The organism is Oceanobacillus sp. FSL W8-0428, assembly GCF_038004405.1.
Classification (GTDB): Bacteria; Bacillota; Bacilli; order Bacillales; family Amphibacillaceae; genus Oceanobacillus; species Oceanobacillus sojae.
On record NZ_JBBORB010000001.1, the window covers coordinates 4849441 to 4870177 of the forward strand.

18 protein-coding genes are annotated in these 20737 nt (G+C 37.3%); 1 reads left to right on the plus strand and 17 read right to left on the minus strand.

The features are described from left to right. Positions 1-4: 4 nt before the first annotated feature. From galE to MKY30_RS23410, 16 genes are all read right to left on the minus strand, one after another. Positions 5-1069, minus strand: coding sequence for a UDP-glucose 4-epimerase GalE (gene galE, locus MKY30_RS23335; RefSeq protein ID WP_339282564.1), 1065 nt, complete (start codon positions 1067-1069; stop codon positions 5-7). A gap of 16 nt (positions 1070-1085) precedes the next feature. After that, positions 1086-2168, minus strand: a complete 1083-nt coding sequence (locus MKY30_RS23340; protein ID WP_341085533.1) for an EpsG family protein — start codon at positions 2166-2168, stop codon at positions 1086-1088. A 23-nt stretch (positions 2169-2191) separates the two neighbouring features. After that, positions 2192-3082 carry a glycosyltransferase gene (locus MKY30_RS23345; protein WP_156988509.1) on the minus strand — a complete coding sequence of 297 codons (891 nt, stop codon included), beginning with the start codon at positions 3080-3082 and terminating at the stop codon, positions 2192-2194. 1 nt (position 3083) lies between these two features. After that, positions 3084-4196 carry a glycosyltransferase family 1 protein gene (locus MKY30_RS23350; protein ID WP_341085535.1) on the minus strand — a complete coding sequence of 371 codons (1113 nt, stop codon included), beginning with the start codon at positions 4194-4196 and terminating at the stop codon, positions 3084-3086. Continuing rightward, the gene (locus MKY30_RS23355; protein WP_341085536.1) at positions 4181-5335 is read right to left on the minus strand and encodes a glycosyltransferase family 4 protein; all 1155 of its coding nucleotides are present in this window, start codon (positions 5333-5335) and stop codon (positions 4181-4183) included. The genes MKY30_RS23350 and MKY30_RS23355 overlap by 16 nt, the downstream gene beginning before the upstream one ends. 75 nt (positions 5336-5410) lie before the next feature. Beyond that, a complete protein-coding gene (locus MKY30_RS23360) occupies positions 5411-7234 on the minus strand; it encodes a polysaccharide biosynthesis protein (protein WP_341085537.1) in 1824 nt (607 codons plus the stop codon). A gap of 269 nt (positions 7235-7503) precedes the next feature. Further along, positions 7504-8151: a CpsD/CapB family tyrosine-protein kinase gene (locus MKY30_RS23365; RefSeq protein WP_246145198.1), complete on the minus strand. Its 648-nt coding sequence runs from the start codon at positions 8149-8151 to the stop codon at positions 7504-7506. After that, positions 8132-8872 carry a Wzz/FepE/Etk N-terminal domain-containing protein gene (locus tag MKY30_RS23370; protein WP_156988505.1) on the minus strand — a complete coding sequence of 247 codons (741 nt, stop codon included), beginning with the start codon at positions 8870-8872 and terminating at the stop codon, positions 8132-8134. Before MKY30_RS23370 ends, MKY30_RS23365 begins: the two co-directional genes overlap by 20 nt. Positions 8873-9402: 530 nt before the next feature. After that, a complete protein-coding gene (locus tag MKY30_RS23375) occupies positions 9403-10314 on the minus strand; it encodes an alpha/beta fold hydrolase (RefSeq protein ID WP_147211675.1) in 912 nt (303 codons plus the stop codon). A gap of 56 nt (positions 10315-10370) precedes the next feature. Beyond that, the gene (locus tag MKY30_RS23380) at positions 10371-11441 is read right to left on the minus strand and encodes a tartrate dehydrogenase (protein WP_147211697.1); all 1071 of its coding nucleotides are present in this window, start codon (positions 11439-11441) and stop codon (positions 10371-10373) included. A gap of 192 nt (positions 11442-11633) precedes the next feature. Next, positions 11634-13316 (minus strand): SLC13 family permease, encoded by a 1683-nt coding sequence (locus MKY30_RS23385; protein WP_147211676.1) that lies wholly within the window; start codon positions 13314-13316, stop codon positions 11634-11636. Between the two features lie 98 nt (positions 13317-13414). Beyond that, positions 13415-14113 carry a response regulator gene (locus MKY30_RS23390; RefSeq protein WP_156988501.1) on the minus strand — a complete coding sequence of 233 codons (699 nt, stop codon included), beginning with the start codon at positions 14111-14113 and terminating at the stop codon, positions 13415-13417. Then, complete coding sequence (locus tag MKY30_RS23395) at positions 14110-15723, minus strand: ATP-binding protein (protein ID WP_341085539.1); 1614 nt, start codon at positions 15721-15723, stop codon at positions 14110-14112. The genes MKY30_RS23390 and MKY30_RS23395 overlap by 4 nt, the downstream gene beginning before the upstream one ends. Before the next feature lie 285 nt (positions 15724-16008). After that, positions 16009-16689 (minus strand): hypothetical protein, encoded by a 681-nt coding sequence (locus tag MKY30_RS23400; RefSeq protein WP_341085540.1) that lies wholly within the window; start codon positions 16687-16689, stop codon positions 16009-16011. Positions 16690-16824: 135 nt separating this feature from the next. Then, a complete protein-coding gene (locus tag MKY30_RS23405) occupies positions 16825-17271 on the minus strand; it encodes a hypothetical protein (protein WP_341085541.1) in 447 nt (148 codons plus the stop codon). 57 nt (positions 17272-17328) lie between these two features. Then, positions 17329-17469 carry a hypothetical protein gene (locus MKY30_RS23410; RefSeq protein ID WP_156988494.1) on the minus strand — a complete coding sequence of 47 codons (141 nt, stop codon included), beginning with the start codon at positions 17467-17469 and terminating at the stop codon, positions 17329-17331. A 286-nt stretch (positions 17470-17755) separates the two neighbouring features. On the opposite strand from MKY30_RS23410, the gene MKY30_RS23415 reads away from it, so the two are divergent. Further along, positions 17756-18163: a hypothetical protein gene (locus tag MKY30_RS23415; RefSeq protein WP_147211681.1), complete on the plus strand. Its 408-nt coding sequence runs from the start codon at positions 17756-17758 to the stop codon at positions 18161-18163. Positions 18164-18292: 129 nt separating this feature from the next. Here MKY30_RS23415 and MKY30_RS23420 read toward each other — a convergent pair whose 3' ends face one another. Continuing rightward, a complete protein-coding gene (locus tag MKY30_RS23420) occupies positions 18293-20605 on the minus strand; it encodes a polyprenyl synthetase family protein (RefSeq protein WP_341085542.1) in 2313 nt (770 codons plus the stop codon). Positions 20606-20737 lie beyond the last annotated feature (132 nt).

Below are 20737 nucleotides of genomic sequence, written 5' to 3' on the forward strand. Positions count from 1 at the left end.
TAATCTATCCATAAAAAACACCGATGTCTGCCTCCACCGGTGTTTTATGATTACTTATAAAGCTGTATCCATCAGGATTATTTTTCTGCCATCGCCATGTATCTGCACACATTTTTTCTATTCCCCTCATCGCCACCCAATTTAAATGATTCTGTGCTTTCGCCGGATCCGCATAACAGGTACTGATATCACCCGGTCTGCGATGTACAAATTTATAAGGAATCCGGATTCCGGAAACTTTTTCAAAAGCTTTTATTACCTCAAGAACACTGTGTCCTTTCCCTGTTCCTAAATTATAAGCTTCTGCTCCTATTCCTTTTTGAACTTGTTCTAATGCCCGTAAATGCCCGACTGCCAGATCAACTACGTGAATATAATCTCTGATACCTGTGCCATCTTCTGTAGAATAGTTATTTCCGAATACTTCGAGCTGCTCTCTTTTCCCGACTGCAATTTGTGAAATATACGGCATCAGATTATTGGGCACCCCACCCGGATCCTCACCAATAAGACCGCTGGCATGTGCTCCAATCGGATTAAAGTATCGCAATAAGGCAATACTCCAGAGCGGATCGGAATAAGCCATATCTTTTAATATTTCTTCTATCATTTGTTTTGTTCGGCCGTATGGATTTGTTGCTTCCAGTTTCGTATCCTCCGTTACAGGAACTTTTTCAGGGTTACCATACACTGTTGCCGAGGAGCTGAATACAAGATTTTTCACGGAAAATTGCTGCATCACTTCAAATAATAGGAGACTGCCCAGGACATTATTTTGATAATATTGCAATGGAACAGATATGGATTCCCCTACCGCTTTTAAACCTGCAAGATGAATAACAGCATCTATTTGATTCTCAGAGAATACCTTTCCCACATTCTCTTTATCCAAAAGGTCTATTTGATATATTTTAAGCTCTCTTCCTGTTATTTCTTTTATTCTTTGTAATGCTATTGGGCTGCTATTTGAGAAATTATCCAGAACAATAACGTCATAACCTTCGTTTATCAGCTCTACACATGTATGGCTTCCAATATAACCGGCACCGCCAGTCACAAGAACTTCCATTTGTTTCCCTCCCTCGTCACAAGGTTAAAAAATCGCTTACATAATTTATTTTTAACGTAATGACAGCTTCATAATAGTAGAATGCAAAATAACTGATGATCAGAATCAAATAAATAATTTTCTGATCCTTCTCTCTAAATAGCTTAGGCAGCCAGGAAATAAGAATAAGCTGATAAAGCTGAAAATAGATTGATACCCTGGCAAAAATCCACTCTTGTGTTGAAAAAACCATAAACACCAATCCGACCAGAGACATATTTACAATAAAATCACTATCAGAAAAGATCTTTTGAAGCTTCTTTCTTCCTAAAAACGCAACAAAAAGAGGGCTTGCTTCCACTACAACCCTGATAATATTAGCCCCGCCTTCCGCAAATTCATCGTAGGCGCTATACTGTGAATCCTCCAATGCTGTAAATAATAAAGCCGTAAATTGTTCATATCCAAGTACCACAATTACTGAAAATGAAATAAAGACAATTGCCGTTTTAGACCAAGCTTTAAATCTTACCAGAAAGTACATTGGAAGCAGTATTAACGCACTTTGGTGAAAGAATGAAGCAAAAATAACAATAAGTGCATACCTAAAAAAACTGCCGTCGATTAAAAATTTAATTGCCGTAAATGCAATTGCTGCGGCCAGCAGTTGTCTCATACCATTCATCGAAACTAAAAATAGTCCTCCTGTTATATATACATATAAACTTAATTCCATCAGCCTGGAATATTTGTATAAAACAAGGACAATAAGAAGATTGGTTATCAGCGCTGTAATCAAAATCAGCATCTGTGAATCAGCTGATATATAGTTTTTTATAATCATTTGCAGGATACCAAACCCAATATCTTTTTCAGAGGTAATATACTCCCAGGTAAAATCGTTCTTTTCAAATATATTTCGATAATTAAATGTATCCCCTATTCCGGCACGAAGGCCTGAAACCAGTATAAGTGACAGGAGAGCTCCAAATACGAGCAGTTTATTGGGTTTTATATGAATAGTTAAACCTGAATTTGTTATCGACACGAGTTTTGCAAAATATCTTGCAGATAAAGCACAGAGAAAAACAATAGCAAGATTGATCCAGAGTAAAGTCATTTGCTATATCCTTTCCACTAAAATCACACGTTCACTCTCCTGTTTTTTGATAAAACATATAAATATAATAAAAATCCTAAAGGAAAAGCCAAGGCTGTAAGTATTTTTTCCGGTGTTTCTTTGATAAATGCTCCGTTTTTGCTGATTAAATTACTGGATACATAATGGATTGCCTGTCTGAATTTAAATGCTGTATCAGCAAAGGGCAGCTTCATCAGCTCCTTACGGTAGAAGGAAAAGCCTAGCGGGTTATTATGATATTGTTTCAGCATATTTCTCGATGAGCCATCTGCAAGATACTCCACATGACAGATGACTTCATTCATTAATAGCAATTCATAATCTTTATCGAGCATATAGTATTTATATGCCAGTCCTACATATTTCTCACTTTCAAAAATAGGGTACGGATATTTTTTAGTTAATGCTGTGCGGTAAACCAGCTTTTTATCTCCTGTTACTCCATGCTTATAATATAAATCAAATAAGGTAGCCTGCTTGAGATGCTTTGGAAGTGTTGTTCCAAGGATTTGATTATCCTTATCAGCATCTAGTCCGACCAGTCCACTGATTTTTTCATTACCATGAGCCGCCCAAAAGGCGAGGATTTTTTCTACTGCATCGTCTGGCATATAATCATCGGAATCAATACACACATTTAATTCTGTATCTATTTTTTCATATGCTGTATTATGTGCTCCGTGCATTCCCTGATTTTTCTGCCAGCAGTAATTTATTTCCACTTTCTCTTCCTCCTGCCATGTCTCAATCAGTTCCTTCGTATTATCTGTTGAGCCGTCATCGATCACTAACCAGATAAAATCTTTACACGTTTGTCTTTTTAAACTCTCATAGCAATGATGCAGACAGTAGGCTCTGTTAAAAGCAGGAGTAAAAATAGTAAGCTTCTTCATATTACCTCCCTCCCACCGATAAATACTTTGCTTGGAGGTCTGCAGCTGTATACTTGATATCATACCCTTTCGTTACCAGGTGTTCCTTTACAATTTCTCTGGAAGGAGGTTCTTTTTTTAATTCCTTGACCTTTCGTATCCACAAATCTTTATCGGATATGGATAATCGATGGATCAGCCCTAAGTTCAGATCCACTTCCTCTGTAATAGAATCAGATATAATACATGGCAGTCCGGAGGCTTGAGCCTCAACAAGTGTAACTGGTAATCCTTCAAAAAAAGATGGAAATATAAAGAGATCAAACATCTGCAGCAAGTCGGAAATATCATCTCTTACCCCGAGAAATTTTATTTTTTTATCCAGTTTCAGCTCTTTAACTTTTCTCTCCATTTCCTTTCTGGAAGGGCCGTCCCCAACGAATACAAGATGCAAATTTTCCATTTCTTTATTTAAAATATAAAATAGATTGATGATAAATTTATGATTCTTTTGTTCATGAAATCTGCCAACATGACCAAGAACGAATGCCTCTTCCGTAATATTGAATGCATCCCTTAATAAGCTTCCTTTTATATTTGAATATTTAAATTTATCTATCTCAATACCATTGTTTAAAATAAATGTCTGCTTCGCTTCAGATATAAACATCCATTCTGCTGCTGCTTGTGAACATGCATATAGGTGTGTCGCATTTGGTCTGATAAATGTTCCGGCATACCACTTATACATTTTTATAAATAAATGCCCTTCACTTTGTGTGTTATGACTATGTGCAATCCGAACTGGAATACCGGCTTTTTTTGCTGCCCGTATAACAAATCCGCTCATTTTATCCATATGGGAATGAATAATCTTATACGTTTTATGTTCCGTAAAGAATGTATTTAATGCCTGCAGATAACCGAAGTGTCCTGCTTCTGTAAGATAGGGGATTCGATAAATTTTTCCGCCCATCGCTTCAATTTCTTTATCAAACAGTCCCGCTTTACAGGTAAGGAAATCAAATTGAACTTTTTCTCTGTTTATATTTCTGTACAGATTCATAATGAGGGTTTCTGCACCGCCATGGTTCATGTTAACCACTGCATGTAATACTCTTAATGGACTGCCCAATGAACTTCCCCCCTTTTCTCCATATGTTTTTCATAAATTTTTCTTTTTTCCATAAGTATTTTATCTACTGTATAGGATGATACAATCTTTTCCCTGGCGCACTTTCCAAGCGTAAGTCCAGGTTCAGCCATATTGGAGACTTGTATTAATTTGTTGGCAAACTTAACAGCATTTGGATTTGAGATAATCCAGCCATGCTTTTCATTTTCGATAAGTTCCCGGTGCCCCCGGTTATCTACTGCTACAACCGGTAAACCACAAGCCATTGCCTCCATCATATTAACTGGCAATCCTTCCCTTAAGCTGGATGCCACTCCTATATCACACATCGGGAGAATTTGCTCAATATCTTTTCGAAATCCGAGAAAATCAACCATCCCACTGACGCCCAATTGATGTGCCAGCTGCTGACAGCTTTTTAATAACGCCCCTTTCCCGGCAAGTAAAAGCTTTGTATTTGGAACTTTATCCTTTAACAAAGCTAAAGCATGCAATAGTAATTGCTGGTTTTTATTTTTATTGAATTCTGCTGCATAAAATAATAAAAAGTCATCGGCTTTATAACCAAATGACTTTCTTAATTCTCTCTTTTTCTGTTCATGTACAGGCTTATATTTCTCTATATCTATGCCGACCCCGTGTACATGTTCAATAGACCCCGCTTTAAAATTATGTGTTCTTGCTAAATGATAATCCTCCTGATTAATCAGTATCAGTGTATCCGTATACCTTGACAGCATCCTTTCTATTGGATAATAAAACAGCCAATTTTGTAAGGGTGCCCCTTTGCAAAAATGAAAGCCATGCGCTGTATAGATAACCTTTGTTCCCCTTTTCCTTGTTTCCTTGGCAGCCAGCCTGGCAAGTACCCCTCCAAATGGTGTGTGACAGTGAATTATTGAATAGCTATTTTGATTAATGATTCTTTTTAGTTGTTTATATGCTTTCATATTTGATGGATGAAAAGGGGAACGCTGAATCAAAATTTTAAATTGTTTATCTGTATATGGTAAATTAATATTTCCCGCTGCAGCCACATGAACTTCCCAGCCCTGTTTTTGAAACCAATTCATATATGGTAAATGGAAAGCTTTAAAATGATAATCTACTGTAGCACAAAATAGTATCTTCTTAGACAATTAAAGCTCACCCCTTTCGTTTTTTAGCCCATCTTCTTCTATGTTCAAACAAATATCCTCTTAATACTTTATTTTTTATATACTCACTGCCTGCAGTTCCTTCATGACTACATTATTTGCTACGTTCAATAACCGCTCTCTCAGTGCATCAGAATCTATGTCTTCAAATATTGTAATAATCTCATCGATTTCATTTATATAGATATTTGTTGGCTTACCTACATATATTTTGGGGTATACCTGGTTGTTATGCACTTCATTCTCCTGAAGTAATTCTTCATAAAGCTTTTCACCAGGACGAATCCCCGTGTATTTAATCTCTATATCATCTAGAGAATAGCCGGACAGCTTGATAAGATTTTTGGCAAGATCGATTATTTTTATCGGATCTCCCATATCCAGAACGAATATCTCTCCGCCATTTGCTAAAGCTCCTGCTTGAATAACAAGTCGGGATGCTTCTGGAATCGTCATAAAATAACGGACCATTTCCGGGTGTGTTACCGTCACTGGTCCACCATTTTTGATTTGCTTTTTAAATAAGGGGATCACACTTCCACGGCTGCCCAGAACATTTCCAAACCTGACTGCTGCGAACTTTGTATTACTCTGCCTGTCCATAGCTTGAACAATCATTTCAGCTAATCGTTTGGATGCGCCCATTACGCTGGTCGGGTTTACTGCTTTATCCGTCGATATCATGACAAAAATACCAACATTGTTTTTACTAGCTGCTTCAGCAACATTTCTTGTCCCGATAATATTATTTTTCACAGCCTCTTCCGGATTACGCTCCATTAACGGCACATGTTTATGAGCAGCAGCATGATAGACAACATCAGGCTTATACTTGTGCATAATATACAGCATTTTTTTTGCGTCTTGGATATCTGCTATTTCCGTTATAAACTCCATTTCACTACCGTGATATACATCCCTGAGCTCCATTTCTATAGAGTAAATACTATTTTCACCATGTCCCAGTAAAATTAACTGAGCTGGTTTGAAATTTGCAACCTGTCTCGAAATTTCAGAGCCAATCGATCCTCCTGCACCAGTAACCAGGACAATCTTATTTGAAATATAATCTGAAATACTTTCCATGTCCATTTCTACCTGGTCTCTGCCAAGTAAATCCTTTACTTGAACATCTCTGAATTCATTAATAGAAATTTTCCCGGTGATTAAGTCTTCCAAGTGAGGCAAAGCCTGTGTTTTTGCCTTTGTTTTTGCACATTCCTGGAATATTGTATTTAATTCTTTCCTGCTTAAAGACGGTATAGAGATAATAATATGTTCAATTTTATATTTCTCCACGATACTTTCTATTTGATTTACACCGCCGACAACAGGCAGCCCTAAAATATCAAGATGTTGTTTTTTGGGGCTATCATCAATAAAAGCAACTGCCCGTAAACTTCCTTCATTCTTCTTTAACAGCTGTCTGGCAATCATTGTTCCAGCTGAACCGGCTCCAACTATCAATGTACGGATTTTGTTTTCTGATTTATTCAGGATAGTATCGCGGTATATCCTCCAGACTAAACGGGAGCCGCCAATGAAGAATAGATGAAGAAGCCCGGCTACAACAAATAATTTCCAGGACAGTTCCTGTATAAATATATAATGAACAAGGATTGCCGTCAGTATAGAATAAGTAACTATTTTTAAAATAATTAATAACTCCTGAATACTCGTATATTCCCAATGCTTTTTATAAAGTTTATATTTTATTGAGAACAAGTGATGTGATAATAATATAGCAAGACTGCCTATTAACATTGAGATATTTAGCTGAGGAGTTGAAGAACTTAATAGAGACATACCAAAGTAAATTGCTGATAGCACAATGCAGGAATCAACAATAATAAATAAGGATATTCGCTGTCGATGTGTCATTATCTGCTCCTCCTTTCTTTTGTATATACATGATGACTATTTATCACGAAAAACGGATGTAAAACTCCCACTAAATCATGTTTCATTATATGTATATATTTGGGCATCTAACCCGCCCTCACACTATACTATTGACAACGAACGCGTCTAAGGTTGATTCAACCCACAGCATAGCCGAGTGCCTACATTGATAACGGTAAGTATGACATCACCGATATAATTCTCATCAATATATTTTTTATAACGAACAAAGTGATAAAAAAATATAATTAGTTTAAAATAGCACCAATTAAATTTGCGTTTGCCAAATCGAGTACCCGTTTTGTTTTTACAGCTTTTTCAGTTTCTGTTTTTCCCCGTTTTAATACGAGAACAACCCCTTCACACTGGTTGGCAATTACCCTTGTTTCGGTTGTTTGTAATACAGAAGGCGAATCAATCAGAACCATATCATATTGGCTGTCCAGTTTACTTAATAATTTTTTCATAGCGTTGCTTTCAAGAACTTCTGCTGGATTGAAAACTTCAGGACCTGCTGTGATGATATCTAAATGTGGAACATCAGTACGGTAAATGGTTTCTTCTAATTTTGACAGTCCTTTAAGAATATTGGATAAACCATTTGAATTTGGCATTCTAAAAGTTGTGTGCAAAATAGGACTTCTTAAATTTGCATCAATGAGCAGAACTTTTTCATTCTGCCTGGCCATCGACACTGCTAAATTAGCAGTAGCTGTTGATTTCCCTTCTCCATCCTCGGGCGAGGTAATTAGTAAAATAGAATTTTTCTTTTTCTCCCGCAAAAATTGTATATTTGATCGTATTGCCCGGAATTGATCCGATATGGTGGAATCTGGATTGGAATAAGCCAGTAAATGCAGTTTATTTATGTTATGGTTATGTATTTTGTTTAACACCAACTTTTCTCCCCTTTATCAGCTTTATTTTCCGACTTTTTTTCTTGGCTGCAAATTTTCTTTTATTCATATTGGATATCGTACCTAAAACTGGAACTCCTAATAACGCCTCGACATCGCTTTCCTTTCTTATTTTTACATCCAGTGAATCTAAGAGAAAAACAAATCCGGTTCCAATGATAAGTCCGAATACAAAAGTGATGATTGTTAAATTGCTGGATGTTTGATTAATTGGAACGGCACCGGGTTTTGCCTCTGATAACAGCTGTACTTCATTAAACCCTAATATATTCCCCATTTCCTTTTTATACGTTGTGGCTGTTGCATTTGCAATTTGAGCTGCTATCTCTGGATTCGAATCCGTTACGGTTATTTGTACTACCTGTGATTCATCCACTTGAGAAACGGTAATTTGATCTGCCATTGCATTAACTGATCTTTCTAATTGTAATTGTTCGCCAACTCCTTCCATGACAATCGGGTCCTTTATCATAACCATGAGTGTATTCATATCCTCACTGCCGGACCCCAGAATCATTCTGGTAGATGTCTCGTAAATAGGTGCTTTATCATGATTACTGAAATAGTAGCCGGTCAGTGTGCTGATAATCGTAATAATGATAATAATCCAAAATCTTTTTTTAATTAAAATAAAATACTGTTTCAGATCAATCTCTTTTATATTTTTTTGTTCATCATAGCTATGAAAATTATTATTCATTGGAATCACCCCTAACCTTTTTTTCATATTATAATTTGACGTTCTTTATAAAGAACGTAATGTCCAAAAAAATTTATCTGCTTGTATAATTTATATATTAGTTCTTTATAAAGAACATGTCAACAGGAAATACAAATAAATTATCTTTTTTAGCTCATACTAATCAAAAAGGAAGTATTTTAATGAGTGTAGATAAAGGTAAAAAGAAAAAGAAGAAAAGTAAAGAAGAATTAAATGCCATGAAGGGCGGCAAAGAAAGACATCGCAGAAATCGTTCTTAGGTTCGGTTATAAATCACTGATATAGCTGTTGACGCCCGGCGGTTAAAAGTGAAAACCCCGGGCGTTTCACATTATTATAGTTAGATTTCCAGCATTAAAAATATAAAGACAGGTTCTGAAAAGGCAGCAAATTATTGTTCACTTAAAATGAACGCTACAACTAAGAGGAAATATTTTTAATCCATTTATAAAGAAGTTTCATATGCCTGGCGACAAGGTGAAACCCTTTATCAGCTTCACTCGCTCACATTACCCCCTCTGATTCTCTCTGATAAATTTCAAAATATACTCAGAAACAGGCTCCGGTTGCTCTTCTGGAACATAGTGTCCGCAATTTCCGAGCTGCTTTCCCTGAACATCAAGAGCTGCTTCTTTCCATATATCAAGCACTGGCTGGCCGGCAAGGTTGCCATTTTCTCCCCATAATAAAAAGGTGGGTGTTTTTAATAGCTTGCCAGCGGCATTCTCCGCTCTATATTGCGGTAAATCAACCTCGTGTGTGGCCCGGTAATCACTCAGTGCAGCCCGGTACGTTTCTGGCTGTTTCCATACACGCAGGTAATCTTCCCACGAACCATCTGATTTAAGAAGGGATAGGAGCCCTGGAGCACGTCTGAACAGAAATTCAAGATATATTTCCTCTTTTCCCTGTATAAGTGCTTCCGGCAGATCAGGAACAAGGTGAAATGTCCAGTGCCAATATTTCTTAGCCGCTTCTGAGGCTGTTAATTTATCATAAAGATATTCCATTGGAAGAATATCAATGAGTCCGATACCAGCAACCTTATCAGGATAGTCTAACGCAAATCTCCTCGCAACCCTGGCACCACGATCATGCCCCACTAAAGTTACATTTTCCAGGTTAAGATGTTTGATTAATTCATGGATATCAGAAGCCATTGTTGACTTATCATAGCCTTTTGTTCCAGCCGGCTTATCTGAGTCACCATAACCGCGCAAATCAACAGCTATAACGAGATGTTCCTTCATAAGATGGGGTATCACATAACGCCAGGTTAACCAGCTTTGAGGAAACCCATGCAATAAAATAACAGGCTTGGACGAATTTGTTCCTGCCTCTACATAATGCAGATTGATATTATTAACCTTTGCCCATCCATGTTTGAATTCTGATGAATTAAGTTCTGATTTATCACCCATTATTTAGCCTCCTGTTTAGAACTTAGTACGTATATGATAAAAGCAACAGTATGTTTTTATCCTTTTTTATCAATCTTTTTCAGCTCGTTAATAATTTCATCTGTAACTTCTTTTGTGCTATGCTTCCCGCCAAGGTCAGCTGTTAAGAAGCCATCACCTGTTACACTTTCAATTACATCTAATAATGTATTTCCAAGCTCTTCTTCTCCAAAATGATCTAACATCATTTTGGCAGTCCATATTTGACCAATTGGGTTAGCGATTCCTTTTCCGACAATATCTGGTGCTGAACCATGAACCGGTTCAAACATCGATGGATATTTCCCATTCACATTAATATTTGCGGATGGTGCGATGCCAATACTGCCCATAATTCCAGCGCCCAGATCCGACAAAATATCTCCAAATAAATTGCTTGCTACAATAACGTCAAACCTTTCAGGGTGTGTCACAAAGAATGCCGATAATGCATCAATATGCTGCGAATCAGTACTAATTTCAGGATGCCCCTTTGATACATCTTCAAATACACTATCCCAAAATGGCATAGAATAAGTAATTCCGTTTGATTTTGTCGCACTTGTTACTCGTTTTTTCCGTTTAGAGGCCAAATGAAAGGCATGCTGCATTGCTCTTTCCGTCCCTTTTCTTGAAAAAACAGCATTTTGGATTGCTAATTCATCTTCTCCTCTGTAAATTTTTCCTCCAATCTCGCTATATTCCCCTTCACTATTCTCACGAACGATAATCAAATCAAAGTCTTTCGCGTTCGCAAGTGGAGATTTTACTCCTTTCATGACTTTTGCAGGACGAATATTAATCACTTGTTCAAATTCACGACGGATTTTAATAAGAAGTCCCCATAAAGACACATGGTCAGGAACAAGTTTTATATTTCCAACAGCCCCCAGAAAAATGCCGTCAAAATCCTGCAGTCTTTCCATACCGTCATCAGGCATCATTTGATTATGTTCCAGGTAATATTCACAGCTCCAGGGGAATTCGGTAAATTCAAATTTTAATCCGCCATGAATAGCGGCTATCGTGTTCAAGACCTCTGTTGCTGCAGGGACAACTTCCTTCCCAATGCCGTCTCCGGGTATATTGGCAATCGTTATCTTTTTCATCATGAATCTCCTCACAATTACAAATTTTTATTTAACGCTGCAGGTTGCACATCTTAAAAACACTTATTTTAGTAAAAATCGCACCCACTCGTCTTTTGAATGAATGCGTTTTTTTAAGTGTTCCTTAAACTGTCAGCTCTTAAGGATATTTCCAACTTATTTTACTGAATTTCTTTTTCTTATCTACTTCATCTACTTAAATTCTCCGGGAAGAATAGATAAATTAATTCCCCAAACTATTGGAACAAGGTAATAGACAGCTAATACAATAATCATTGTTGCTACCACATTGATCCAGAATCCAGCTTTAACCATCTCGATAATCTTCAGCTTACCTGTACCAAAAATAATGGCATTTGGTGGTGTTCCGACCGGGAGCATAAATGCACAATTTGCTGCCATTGCACAAGGAATCATCAATGCAAATGGATGAATATTTAAAGCAACTGCTAATGCACCTACTACCGGTAAAATCATCGTCGCTGTTGCCGTATTTGATGTAATTTCAGTTAATGCCATAATCAGCAGGGTAGCTGCCGAAATAATGATAAGTAAATGTAATCCATCCAGAACGGTCAGCTGCTGCCCCAGCCAGTCAGATAAACCTGTCTGTGTAAATCCTACCGCAATCGCCAGACCGCCTCCAAAAAGTAATAGTACACCCCAGGGTATATCACGCGAATCTTTCCATGACAGGACACGGGGTTCTCTTTTAGCTGGAATACCAAATAACATTACTGCCGCAATTACTGCAATCATTCCGTCCGAAATTCCTGGAATATAAAAAATTAAACCGTCTTCTGACCAAAAAAATTCTCTGGAAATCCACATAAATGCTGCAAAAAGAAAGACAAATGCTACTATTTTCTCTTCATAAGCCACCTTACCCAGCTTATGTCTCTCATTCTGAATTAACTCTTTCCCGCCGGGCAGCTCCTTGATCGTTGTCTTAAACGCAATTCTTCCTAAGTATAACCAAGTAAAGAAAAGCATAAATATAACCACAGGAACTGCAAAAAGCATCCATGTTGCAAAAGAAAGATTCACGTCAAATAATGTCTTAAGCTGTCCTGCCAGAATAATATTTGGAGGTGTACCAATCAATGTCCCTAAACCGCCAATGGTTCCAGCATATCCAATACCAAAAATAAGGGACTTTTCAAACTTTGGCAATTCCTTTTCCTCTGGTGTTCCCTTTAAAACACTTGCTACCTGAGCAATAATTGCTAATCCCATTGGTATCATCATCATAACTGCAGCTGTATTTGACACCCACATGGAGATAAAGCCGGTCGCTAACATAAATCCAAGTAAAATTCGCTGTACACTTGTTCCAATTACTGAAATAATAAAAAGGGCCACACGCTTATGCAAGTTCCATTTTTCCATAGCTGTTGCAATAAAAAAACCGCCTAAGAATAGAAAAATGATATCATCACCATATGCTGAAGCTACATCTCCACCTTCCAATGCGCCTGTCATTGGCAGCAGTATCAACGGCAGAAGTGAAGTAGCCGGAATCGGCAGCGCTTCTGTAACCCACCATGTTGCAATCCATAATGTCGAAGCAAGAACAGCTTTTCCTTCAGGTGACAGTCCCTCCGGATGGAAAAAAAACATTGTCAACACAAATAATAATGGTCCTAAAATCAAACCTATAAGCTGTGGTTTCGCATAAGGCGCTTTAGGCGGCTCGTTTCCTGATTTTCCAGATTGTCCCTGGCCTGCGCTATTTGTTGCAGAAGCTTGCCTACGTTTATCCACATCTTTTTCTTTTTCAGCAACATTTTTATGAATGGCAAAAATGTTTAATAAATTCTTTGTACGTTTATGCTGCTTCCAAAGTTCCTGCCATGCCGAAGTTACATAGTTCATGAATCAAACTCCCTCCCGTTTTGAAAACGCTTACTAAAAACTCACTCCTATTTTCGACTATTTTATTTTGTTTGTATATATTTTTTAACTAATCGAAACTAAAATTGTTGGAGATTGTCTTTTCCTGCCCGGGAGAGTTTATATTGCTGCAGCGGACGTCCGAAACTATGATACATCACATTTTTTTCAAGCAGCTTCTTTTCCTCAAAAAAACGTAAATATTTACGTAAAGAAACATGTGAAATTTTTGCATAGGAGCTCAAATCTGCCGCCGACAGCCAATCCTCATGCTCCACCATTACCGCTAGAATATTTCGGCATGTTTCTTTTGTAATTCCTTTTGGCAAGTCCTCCGGCTTTAAAACAGGCTTTTCACGCGGATGAAATAAACGATCTACCTCTGCCTGATGGACCTTTCCTTCTGCCAATCGTACTGTTTGCTTATAACGTAAGAGGGATTCTTGGAAACGCTCAAAGGTAAATGGTTTCAAAAGATAGTCCACCACACCATATCGATAGCCTGTTTTTAATGATTGCTGGTCATTGGCGGAGGTGATTAAAATAACATCTACATTTATTTCTTCCAAGCGGATTTGCTTTAATAAATCCAGCCCATTTTTTTGCTGTAAGTAGACATCAAGTAAAATTAAATCAATATCGGGCTGTCTCGCCAGCCTAATACCTTCTTCAATTGTTTCCACACTTCCAACACAGCAAAAACCATCTATTTTTTCAATATACTTCTGATGAAATTTAGAAATAAGCGGCTCATCTTCAATAATAGCTATACGTATCATTTTGAATTATTCCTCTCTTCATCATTATGTTCATATGGCACCTTAATTTGTAAACATGTACCTGCACCGATTTTAGATTGAATATGATAGGTTCCGTTTCCTGCTTTAATCGCATTAATCATAATCGTCATCCCATATCCACGATTCAATCCTTTTGTCGAATAACCTTTCTCTAGTATAGAGGGTAAGTTCTCAACATTAAAACCCGCTCCATTATCACGAATTTCATAGAATAACGCTTCACCAAAAACATCAAAAACCAGCGTAATCTTTTTTTCCTTCTGTCCAACCATTGCATCGACTGCGTTTTCCAGACTGTTTCCTATAATCGTAATCCAACGGTCAACAGCAGTTGGATCAGAAAGACTTGGCCATTTGTTCTCCCCCTGGATATCTACATCAATTTGAAGCTGTTCCAGCCGTTCTAATTTAGTTAAAAGATACCCGGCAATAGCAACATCATCGATATGAGCGGAAATCATTCCAGTCTCCCGCTGATAAATCTGCGAAAGGCTGTCCACATATTCCGCAAGCTCCTCATAGGACTCTGTATAAACCATTGCACCGATAATATGAAGCTTATTCATAAACTCATGCGTCTGCATCCGCAGCGTATGTGCATAGGACTCCACTCCGAACAGCTTCTTCATAATGGCATCCAGTTCATTTCGATCTCTAAAAGTAACAAGCGCGCCGACACCATTTTTATCCACTTTAAAGGAAACACTATTCGTAATCATTTCTGCATTACCAAAGCGGACAGATTTATCATAGACTGCTTTTTCACCGTTTAATAATACCTCCAGCGAAAGCTCCGGCCAGACATCTATTATCTTTTCACCAATAATATTTCCATGATAGCCTGCCCGTTCCAGCATAAATCCTGACGATGGATTAGCAATAATAATTTGATGTTCTGCATTAATGGCAATAACTCCTTCACTCACGCTGTCCAGCATTGCTTCCCGTTCTTCTATCATATAGGCAATTTCCTGAGGCTCCAGGTCAAACAATGTTTTCTTCAGCCTTCTTGCTAGAAAATAGGAACCTGTCAAACCGAGACCAAGGCTTAAAACAGTTCCTAAAATAGTGATTTTCAAGCTATCCCACACAGCCTGATTAATTACCTTGGTTGAAATTCCTACAGAAATCGCACCAATCTGCGTTCCCTCTTGATTATAAACTGGTTCAAAAGCCCGCATGGATGGGCCCAGCGTACCAACAGCCTCAGAGGTATAGCGCTGTCCTTCAAGCACCGCGTCTACATCTCCTCCAACAAAATGTTCTCCAATCCGTTCAGGAACAGGGTGCATCAGGCGGATTCCTTTCATATCCATCAGCACAATATATTGTAAATCATTACTCTCACGTACTTCAGCGGCGATGGAACGGAGACTCTCACCAGCTTCCCCTTTTTCAAGTGCATCAACAACAATAGGCATACGGGCAAAATGACTTGCACTTAAACTCGCTTTATCCGCAAGCGCTTCCTTTGTTTCTGACGCCTGATTATATCCAATAAGTATTCCTGTAACAAGCAGCGTAAAGCAGATTAATCCACTGGTGAACAGCATCATTTGGAGCATTAGTGGCAGGTCTTTTTTTCGCATGTCTGTTCACCCTCCTCCCAGTCAGACAAAAGCTGCTCCCTTGCAGAAATTCTATCCATATTAAAGAGCCAAACCTTCAAATCACTCTTAAATAACTGTTCGTAATATTTAGTATGTATGGAAAAATAATAACATAGAATCGGAGGGTAATGCATAAACTGCTGAAGTTTGCTGTTCTTTTTGGTAAAATTTCATACTCTATCAAAGATTGAGTAAGGTATAATTCTTTTTTATGTTAATATAGCAGCGAAACTGTCATTATTATATTTTCATCGTTTGCATCTGCTAGTAGTTTATCTCATATACATACCATGAGATTTCTGCTTCATTCGTACCTTTTGATCCCGTTGAAAGTTTTCTGGTTTCTTCTTCCCTTATAATAATTCGCAGGTCATAATCCACAAAAAGATCTCCATAGCTCTCTTTATCAGAGCCTTCTATTTCTTGCGTCTCGCTAATCTCAATACTTACCATTTCAGCAAAATTCTTTCCCAGTTCCTCAATTTCTTCTATAGAATCAGCCCGTTCTACTGCAAAATGTAAGGTAATCCGCTTCGGCTTCTCTTCTATTTTAATAACCGCATATTCGACCACATCATATACTGCTTCAAATTCCTGTTCAACAGGATAGACCTCTGCTTCAGATACTTCCACCTCTTTATGGAATAGCTCTTCCGAATATTCCAGGATAAGTGCTGCCGAAAACATGACGATAAATGCTAATACGCTTTCTATTTTCTTATTATTAATAAATATTTCGATTAATCTCATGAGAATTAAACTAAAAGCAAAAATCATCGTGACATAGATATCTTGAATTAAATAGTGCATCCCAGCTATAAATAGGAGAAATAAGATCGGGTTCACCCATGCATTTGATAAAAATTTGCTTAACGGCTTACCGGCTGCAACTATCCCAGCAATCAGCAGAAAATATTTCCATCCTCCTATTAATATAAATCCCACAAGTAAAATCAGTACTATTGGGATGACTGTTCCATATAAAGAAATTTTTCCCCATCATTACTTTTTTCTCCTTACTGCTTGTTCGAAATGATTTAAAAAGATAACTATTTGATTGTATATGTAATTTAATTTTTCTTATTGTTTAAATTCTACTGATTCCATAATTTCCAGTACTTCTTTCTCTAACGCATCTAAGTCAAGATTATTTTCATAGTCTGTAACAATGTTATAATTATAAGTAACGGCTTGATCTGCGTTATTTGATTGAATAATCCCTATATAACGATACGCTATTCCTTCTCCATCTCGTGTAACATATTCTGTTGTGGCATAATGAATGGTTTTATCTTCGTATTCCATCACTTCATATTCACCATCGTAGTGCGTATGACCTCTCATAATATTTTTGAATCTATTTACATCTCCGCCTAAATCTCCATAATCATAGATTAAACGTACATGATATAAATATTCTTTCTCCTTAGAATCTCCTCCATAACTAATCCTTTCAATAGCTCCTATATCTGTGGTTGTCATATCATACCGTATTTTACTTAACTCTGCATCCTCTGGATATAACATCTTATATTCTCCTGTTTTTGACTGCATTAAATAATACCCTTCCTTTACCGGTTCCGTCTATACCATAAATTCCCGAGTAAATTCATCCTGAAATGACGTTACATCTGGTAAATCTTTTGGATTCATTTCAGAAATTTCTTTTTTATTACAGCCTGCCAATACCAGACTAGTAAAGAACAAAAATATCTGTGACAGCATAGTCCCTGCTTCTCGAAGCTGGAGAGTTTAATTCCATACTCATATATTTTGCTATCTAAATCATAATTGTTCAAAATGGATTGCTCTAATCCATATCCCTCTCTTCTTTTCTAAATAAGATATTATCCCGAATTCTCAATGGGAAGCACTACTGAATCTTAAAAATTCAAGTAATGATTATATATAATAGTTTTATCTCTATATTTCCTTGTTTCAGATTAATGCATTACTTATAATTAAAGAGAGGCTAATCAACGGCATTTCTTATAAGGGGGTAAATTTACATATGACAAGTAAATTAAGCAAGACAGTAATCATTTTATTTGGGCTTATTCTATTAGCAAGCTGTAAACCATCAGATAAGTACGCCGGTGATTGGTATGCGCTTTCTGATACAGGCGAAAATGTAATGCTTCACTTTTCCGAAGAAAAAATCTTAACAATTACTGATGAAAGCGGCAATGAAGAAACATTTGAAATCAATCAAAATGTAGCTGGAGTTATGAATTCTACCAGATACTATCGAGTGGAAGTTGATGGAGCCAACCATTATGTTATTTTTGAGGATAAAGATGATGAAAGCAACGCTAATTTTGTTAAACAAACTAACTATGCAGACGATTTTGAAGATATGGCAGGAGAAATCATATATACAATGAATCGTGATGACTACCCAAGGGAATTTGGCTTGTAATGAAATTTAGACTGGTAAGGAGAGATTGAACATCTTTACCAGTCTATAAAAATACCAATTATTAAATGTACTAGTGATAAGTATAAAACAGAATGTGATATTTAACCGGATTTACTTAAACTATCAAAATCAATGATCACGTAATATCAAATAGTCTAACAGCTGATAAAAGAAGGGAATGTCCGGAAGCTTTGCTAATTCTTTTCTCGCTTCCAGGTAGTGTTTCCACATTTCCTTCTGCGCCTCTTCTTTTCCCAGAATAGAAACAAAGGTCGAGCTATTGTTCCGTTGATCCTGGCCTGGATGTTTACCTAACAGCTTCGCATCACCTGTTATATCCAATAAATCATCCTTAATTTGAAAGGCAATCCCCGCGTGATAAGCTAACTCCTTAACGGCCTGCTTACGCTCATCGGACTCTCCGGCAATAATAAGCGGCATCATCAGCGCTGCTTCAAATCCGAGGCTGGTCTTATAAACCGATAATTGCCTTAACTCGCTGAGTGCTAAGGAGCTTCCTTTAGCATGCAGATCAAAGAATTGGCCCTGACACATTTTTTGCGTTGTCCGGGTGGAGTAAGCAATAAGCTCCAAAAGCCGATTGGGATCTTGATGCTTGATAACAGCCTGTTCCTCTACTGCACGCTGTGTTAACCAGAGCCCGGTCAGTTCAGCTGTTGCATGGTTATACTTTTCATGTAATGTCTGCTTACCCCTTCTTGCAGAAGCATTATCCTGGGATGGCAAATCATCAAAAATTAGGGAGGCTGTATGCATAAATTCTACTGATTTTGCTAATGGCAAGATTAAATTATCGGGAAGCTGAAGCCCTTCCTTTGCCATGATCCATGTCATAATCGGGCGTAAACGCTTGGCATTGCCTGACAGGCTGTAGTTTGCTGCTTCTTTTAATGCATTTCCCTTCGATTCAAAGGTAAGGTGCTCTTCAAGTTGTTCTTTTATATCTTTCATTTTAGATACGAACTGTATCTTTAATTGCTTATTTTGTTTTAATGTATCTAAAAATTGATCGCGAATCCATTTATCAAAGAATGCCACATTGTGACTGCGGTTTACTATTTTTTCTAAAGCTTTGTCAAAATCCGCATTAAAGGAAAATTGCTCTTTGAAAGCCTGATAACGTTCTTTTCCTAATCTTGCCTTCAGACGCTTCAGACCATTAATCGCCCGGTCCAAAATAATATCTCTTATCTCTGTCTTTCCCGGATAAAGCGTATGGATAAAGTAATAAATAACGGACCAATACATGGCAAAGGGATTTATTAAGCCTGTATCCTGTTTACTATACGTAACAAAATACGTGTATGGCGTTACATTATTATTTGCAAGATCTTCCTCTAAATCTGTTAAATCATCAGCAAGCTGGTTATATATCCCATAATAAAACATATTTGTTTCTATATTTTCGACCTCTGAAAAAGGTTTAAAAGAACGGATAATCAGCCTTGAGGAAGCTGATTTTAAAATAACGGATGTATACAGTTCTTCATTTGTATAATTGTTATTATCTAACCGCTTTTGCCGGTCCAGTTCCTGTGCTTCGAAAAATAAATAAGCATTTTCCAGGAAAATCTGTCTATTTTCTTCCGGCTGACATGACTTTAAATAATGAAATGCTTCTGACAGTTCCTCGTGCACTGTAGAAATGAAATCCCAATGCTTATTCTGCCAGTCATCCGCTTTTACTGGAAGCACTTCCCCTGTTAATAATGTTTGCCGGATAAAATAAGCAAAGGACTTCTTCTCAGCTGCTGTTAACATATCCGCATCGAGAACATCATCAATCAATGGATATGTCAAACCATAATAATAGCCTGTACGAACAGCCTGATCTAACAGCTTCCTTCTTGTTTCTTTGGACAGCTCGTCATCCAATTCTTCAAATTCATGCATGACGATCCCGGCTATAATTTTCATTATTTTTCTTTTCGCTTCATTTTTATCTAATCCATCAGGAAGTATTGCTGAAACATGCTTCAGTCTATCGGATACCCAAAAGAAAACCTCTTCCAATGATTCTTTTTCTGCCATTTGATACAGCTCTGTAACATGGAAAGGTACTTGCTGTTCCTTACTATTCAAATAATTTTTAACACCTTCTGTAACAACAGCTATTCTTTTCTGCATTGCTTCCGAAGTAATATCTCTGCCAAGGTCGCGAAAATAGATATATGAAATACTACGCTCCAAATAGGAATCAAGCTGACCCGTTTTTGTAAGCTGGGAAATAAATGTTTTGCCCGGCTGATGCTTCCAATTATCGATATTTATCCAGTTTCTCTTTTTCGTCTGTTGATAATTATGAAGCGTCTCTATCAAGTTTGAAGCAAAGTCCTCTTGCTGTATTTGAGCTTGCAAGGCTTGAAAATACCCTTTTGCCTGCTCCTGCTTTATCTGAAAATAATCTTTATCCATTAACATGCTCCGCCCTCATTTTTTTCTAAGTAATTAAGTATATCATGAAGCCGGACTTTTAATTACTGATTGCGCAAAAAATTAACGGGAACTTTACATTAGCACGAAAAACAAACTAGTTTTCACCTGAAAAAATTA

Coding starts and splice junctions, on each gene's coding strand:
- galE (WP_339282564.1), bottom strand. CDS start 1,069: ATGGAAGTTCTTGTGACTGGCGGTGCCGGTTATATTGGAAGCCATACA.
- MKY30_RS23340 (WP_341085533.1), bottom strand. CDS start 2,168: ATGACTTTACTCTGGATCAATCTTGCTATTGTTTTTCTCTGTGCTTTA.
- MKY30_RS23345 (WP_156988509.1), bottom strand. CDS start 3,082: ATGAAGAAGCTTACTATTTTTACTCCTGCTTTTAACAGAGCCTACTGT.
- MKY30_RS23360 (WP_341085537.1), bottom strand. CDS start 7,234: ATGACACATCGACAGCGAATATCCTTATTTATTATTGTTGATTCCTGC.
- MKY30_RS23370 (WP_156988505.1), bottom strand. CDS start 8,872: ATGAATAATAATTTTCATAGCTATGATGAACAAAAAAATATAAAAGAG.
- MKY30_RS23375 (WP_147211675.1), bottom strand. CDS start 10,314: ATGGGTGATAAATCAGAACTTAATTCATCAGAATTCAAACATGGATGG.
- MKY30_RS23380 (WP_147211697.1), bottom strand. CDS start 11,441: ATGAAAAAGATAACGATTGCCAATATACCCGGAGACGGCATTGGGAAG.
- MKY30_RS23385 (WP_147211676.1), bottom strand. CDS start 13,316: ATGAACTATGTAACTTCGGCATGGCAGGAACTTTGGAAGCAGCATAAA.
- MKY30_RS23390 (WP_156988501.1), bottom strand. CDS start 14,113: ATGATACGTATAGCTATTATTGAAGATGAGCCGCTTATTTCTAAATTT.
- MKY30_RS23395 (WP_341085539.1), bottom strand. CDS start 15,723: ATGCGAAAAAAAGACCTGCCACTAATGCTCCAAATGATGCTGTTCACC.
- MKY30_RS23405 (WP_341085541.1), bottom strand. CDS start 17,271: ATGTTATATCCAGAGGATGCAGAGTTAAGTAAAATACGGTATGATATG.
- MKY30_RS23410 (WP_156988494.1), bottom strand. CDS start 17,469: ATGCTGTCACAGATATTTTTGTTCTTTACTAGTCTGGTATTGGCAGGC.
- MKY30_RS23415 (WP_147211681.1), top strand. CDS start 17,756: ATGACAAGTAAATTAAGCAAGACAGTAATCATTTTATTTGGGCTTATT.
- MKY30_RS23420 (WP_341085542.1), bottom strand. CDS start 20,605: ATGTTAATGGATAAAGATTATTTTCAGATAAAGCAGGAGCAGGCAAAA.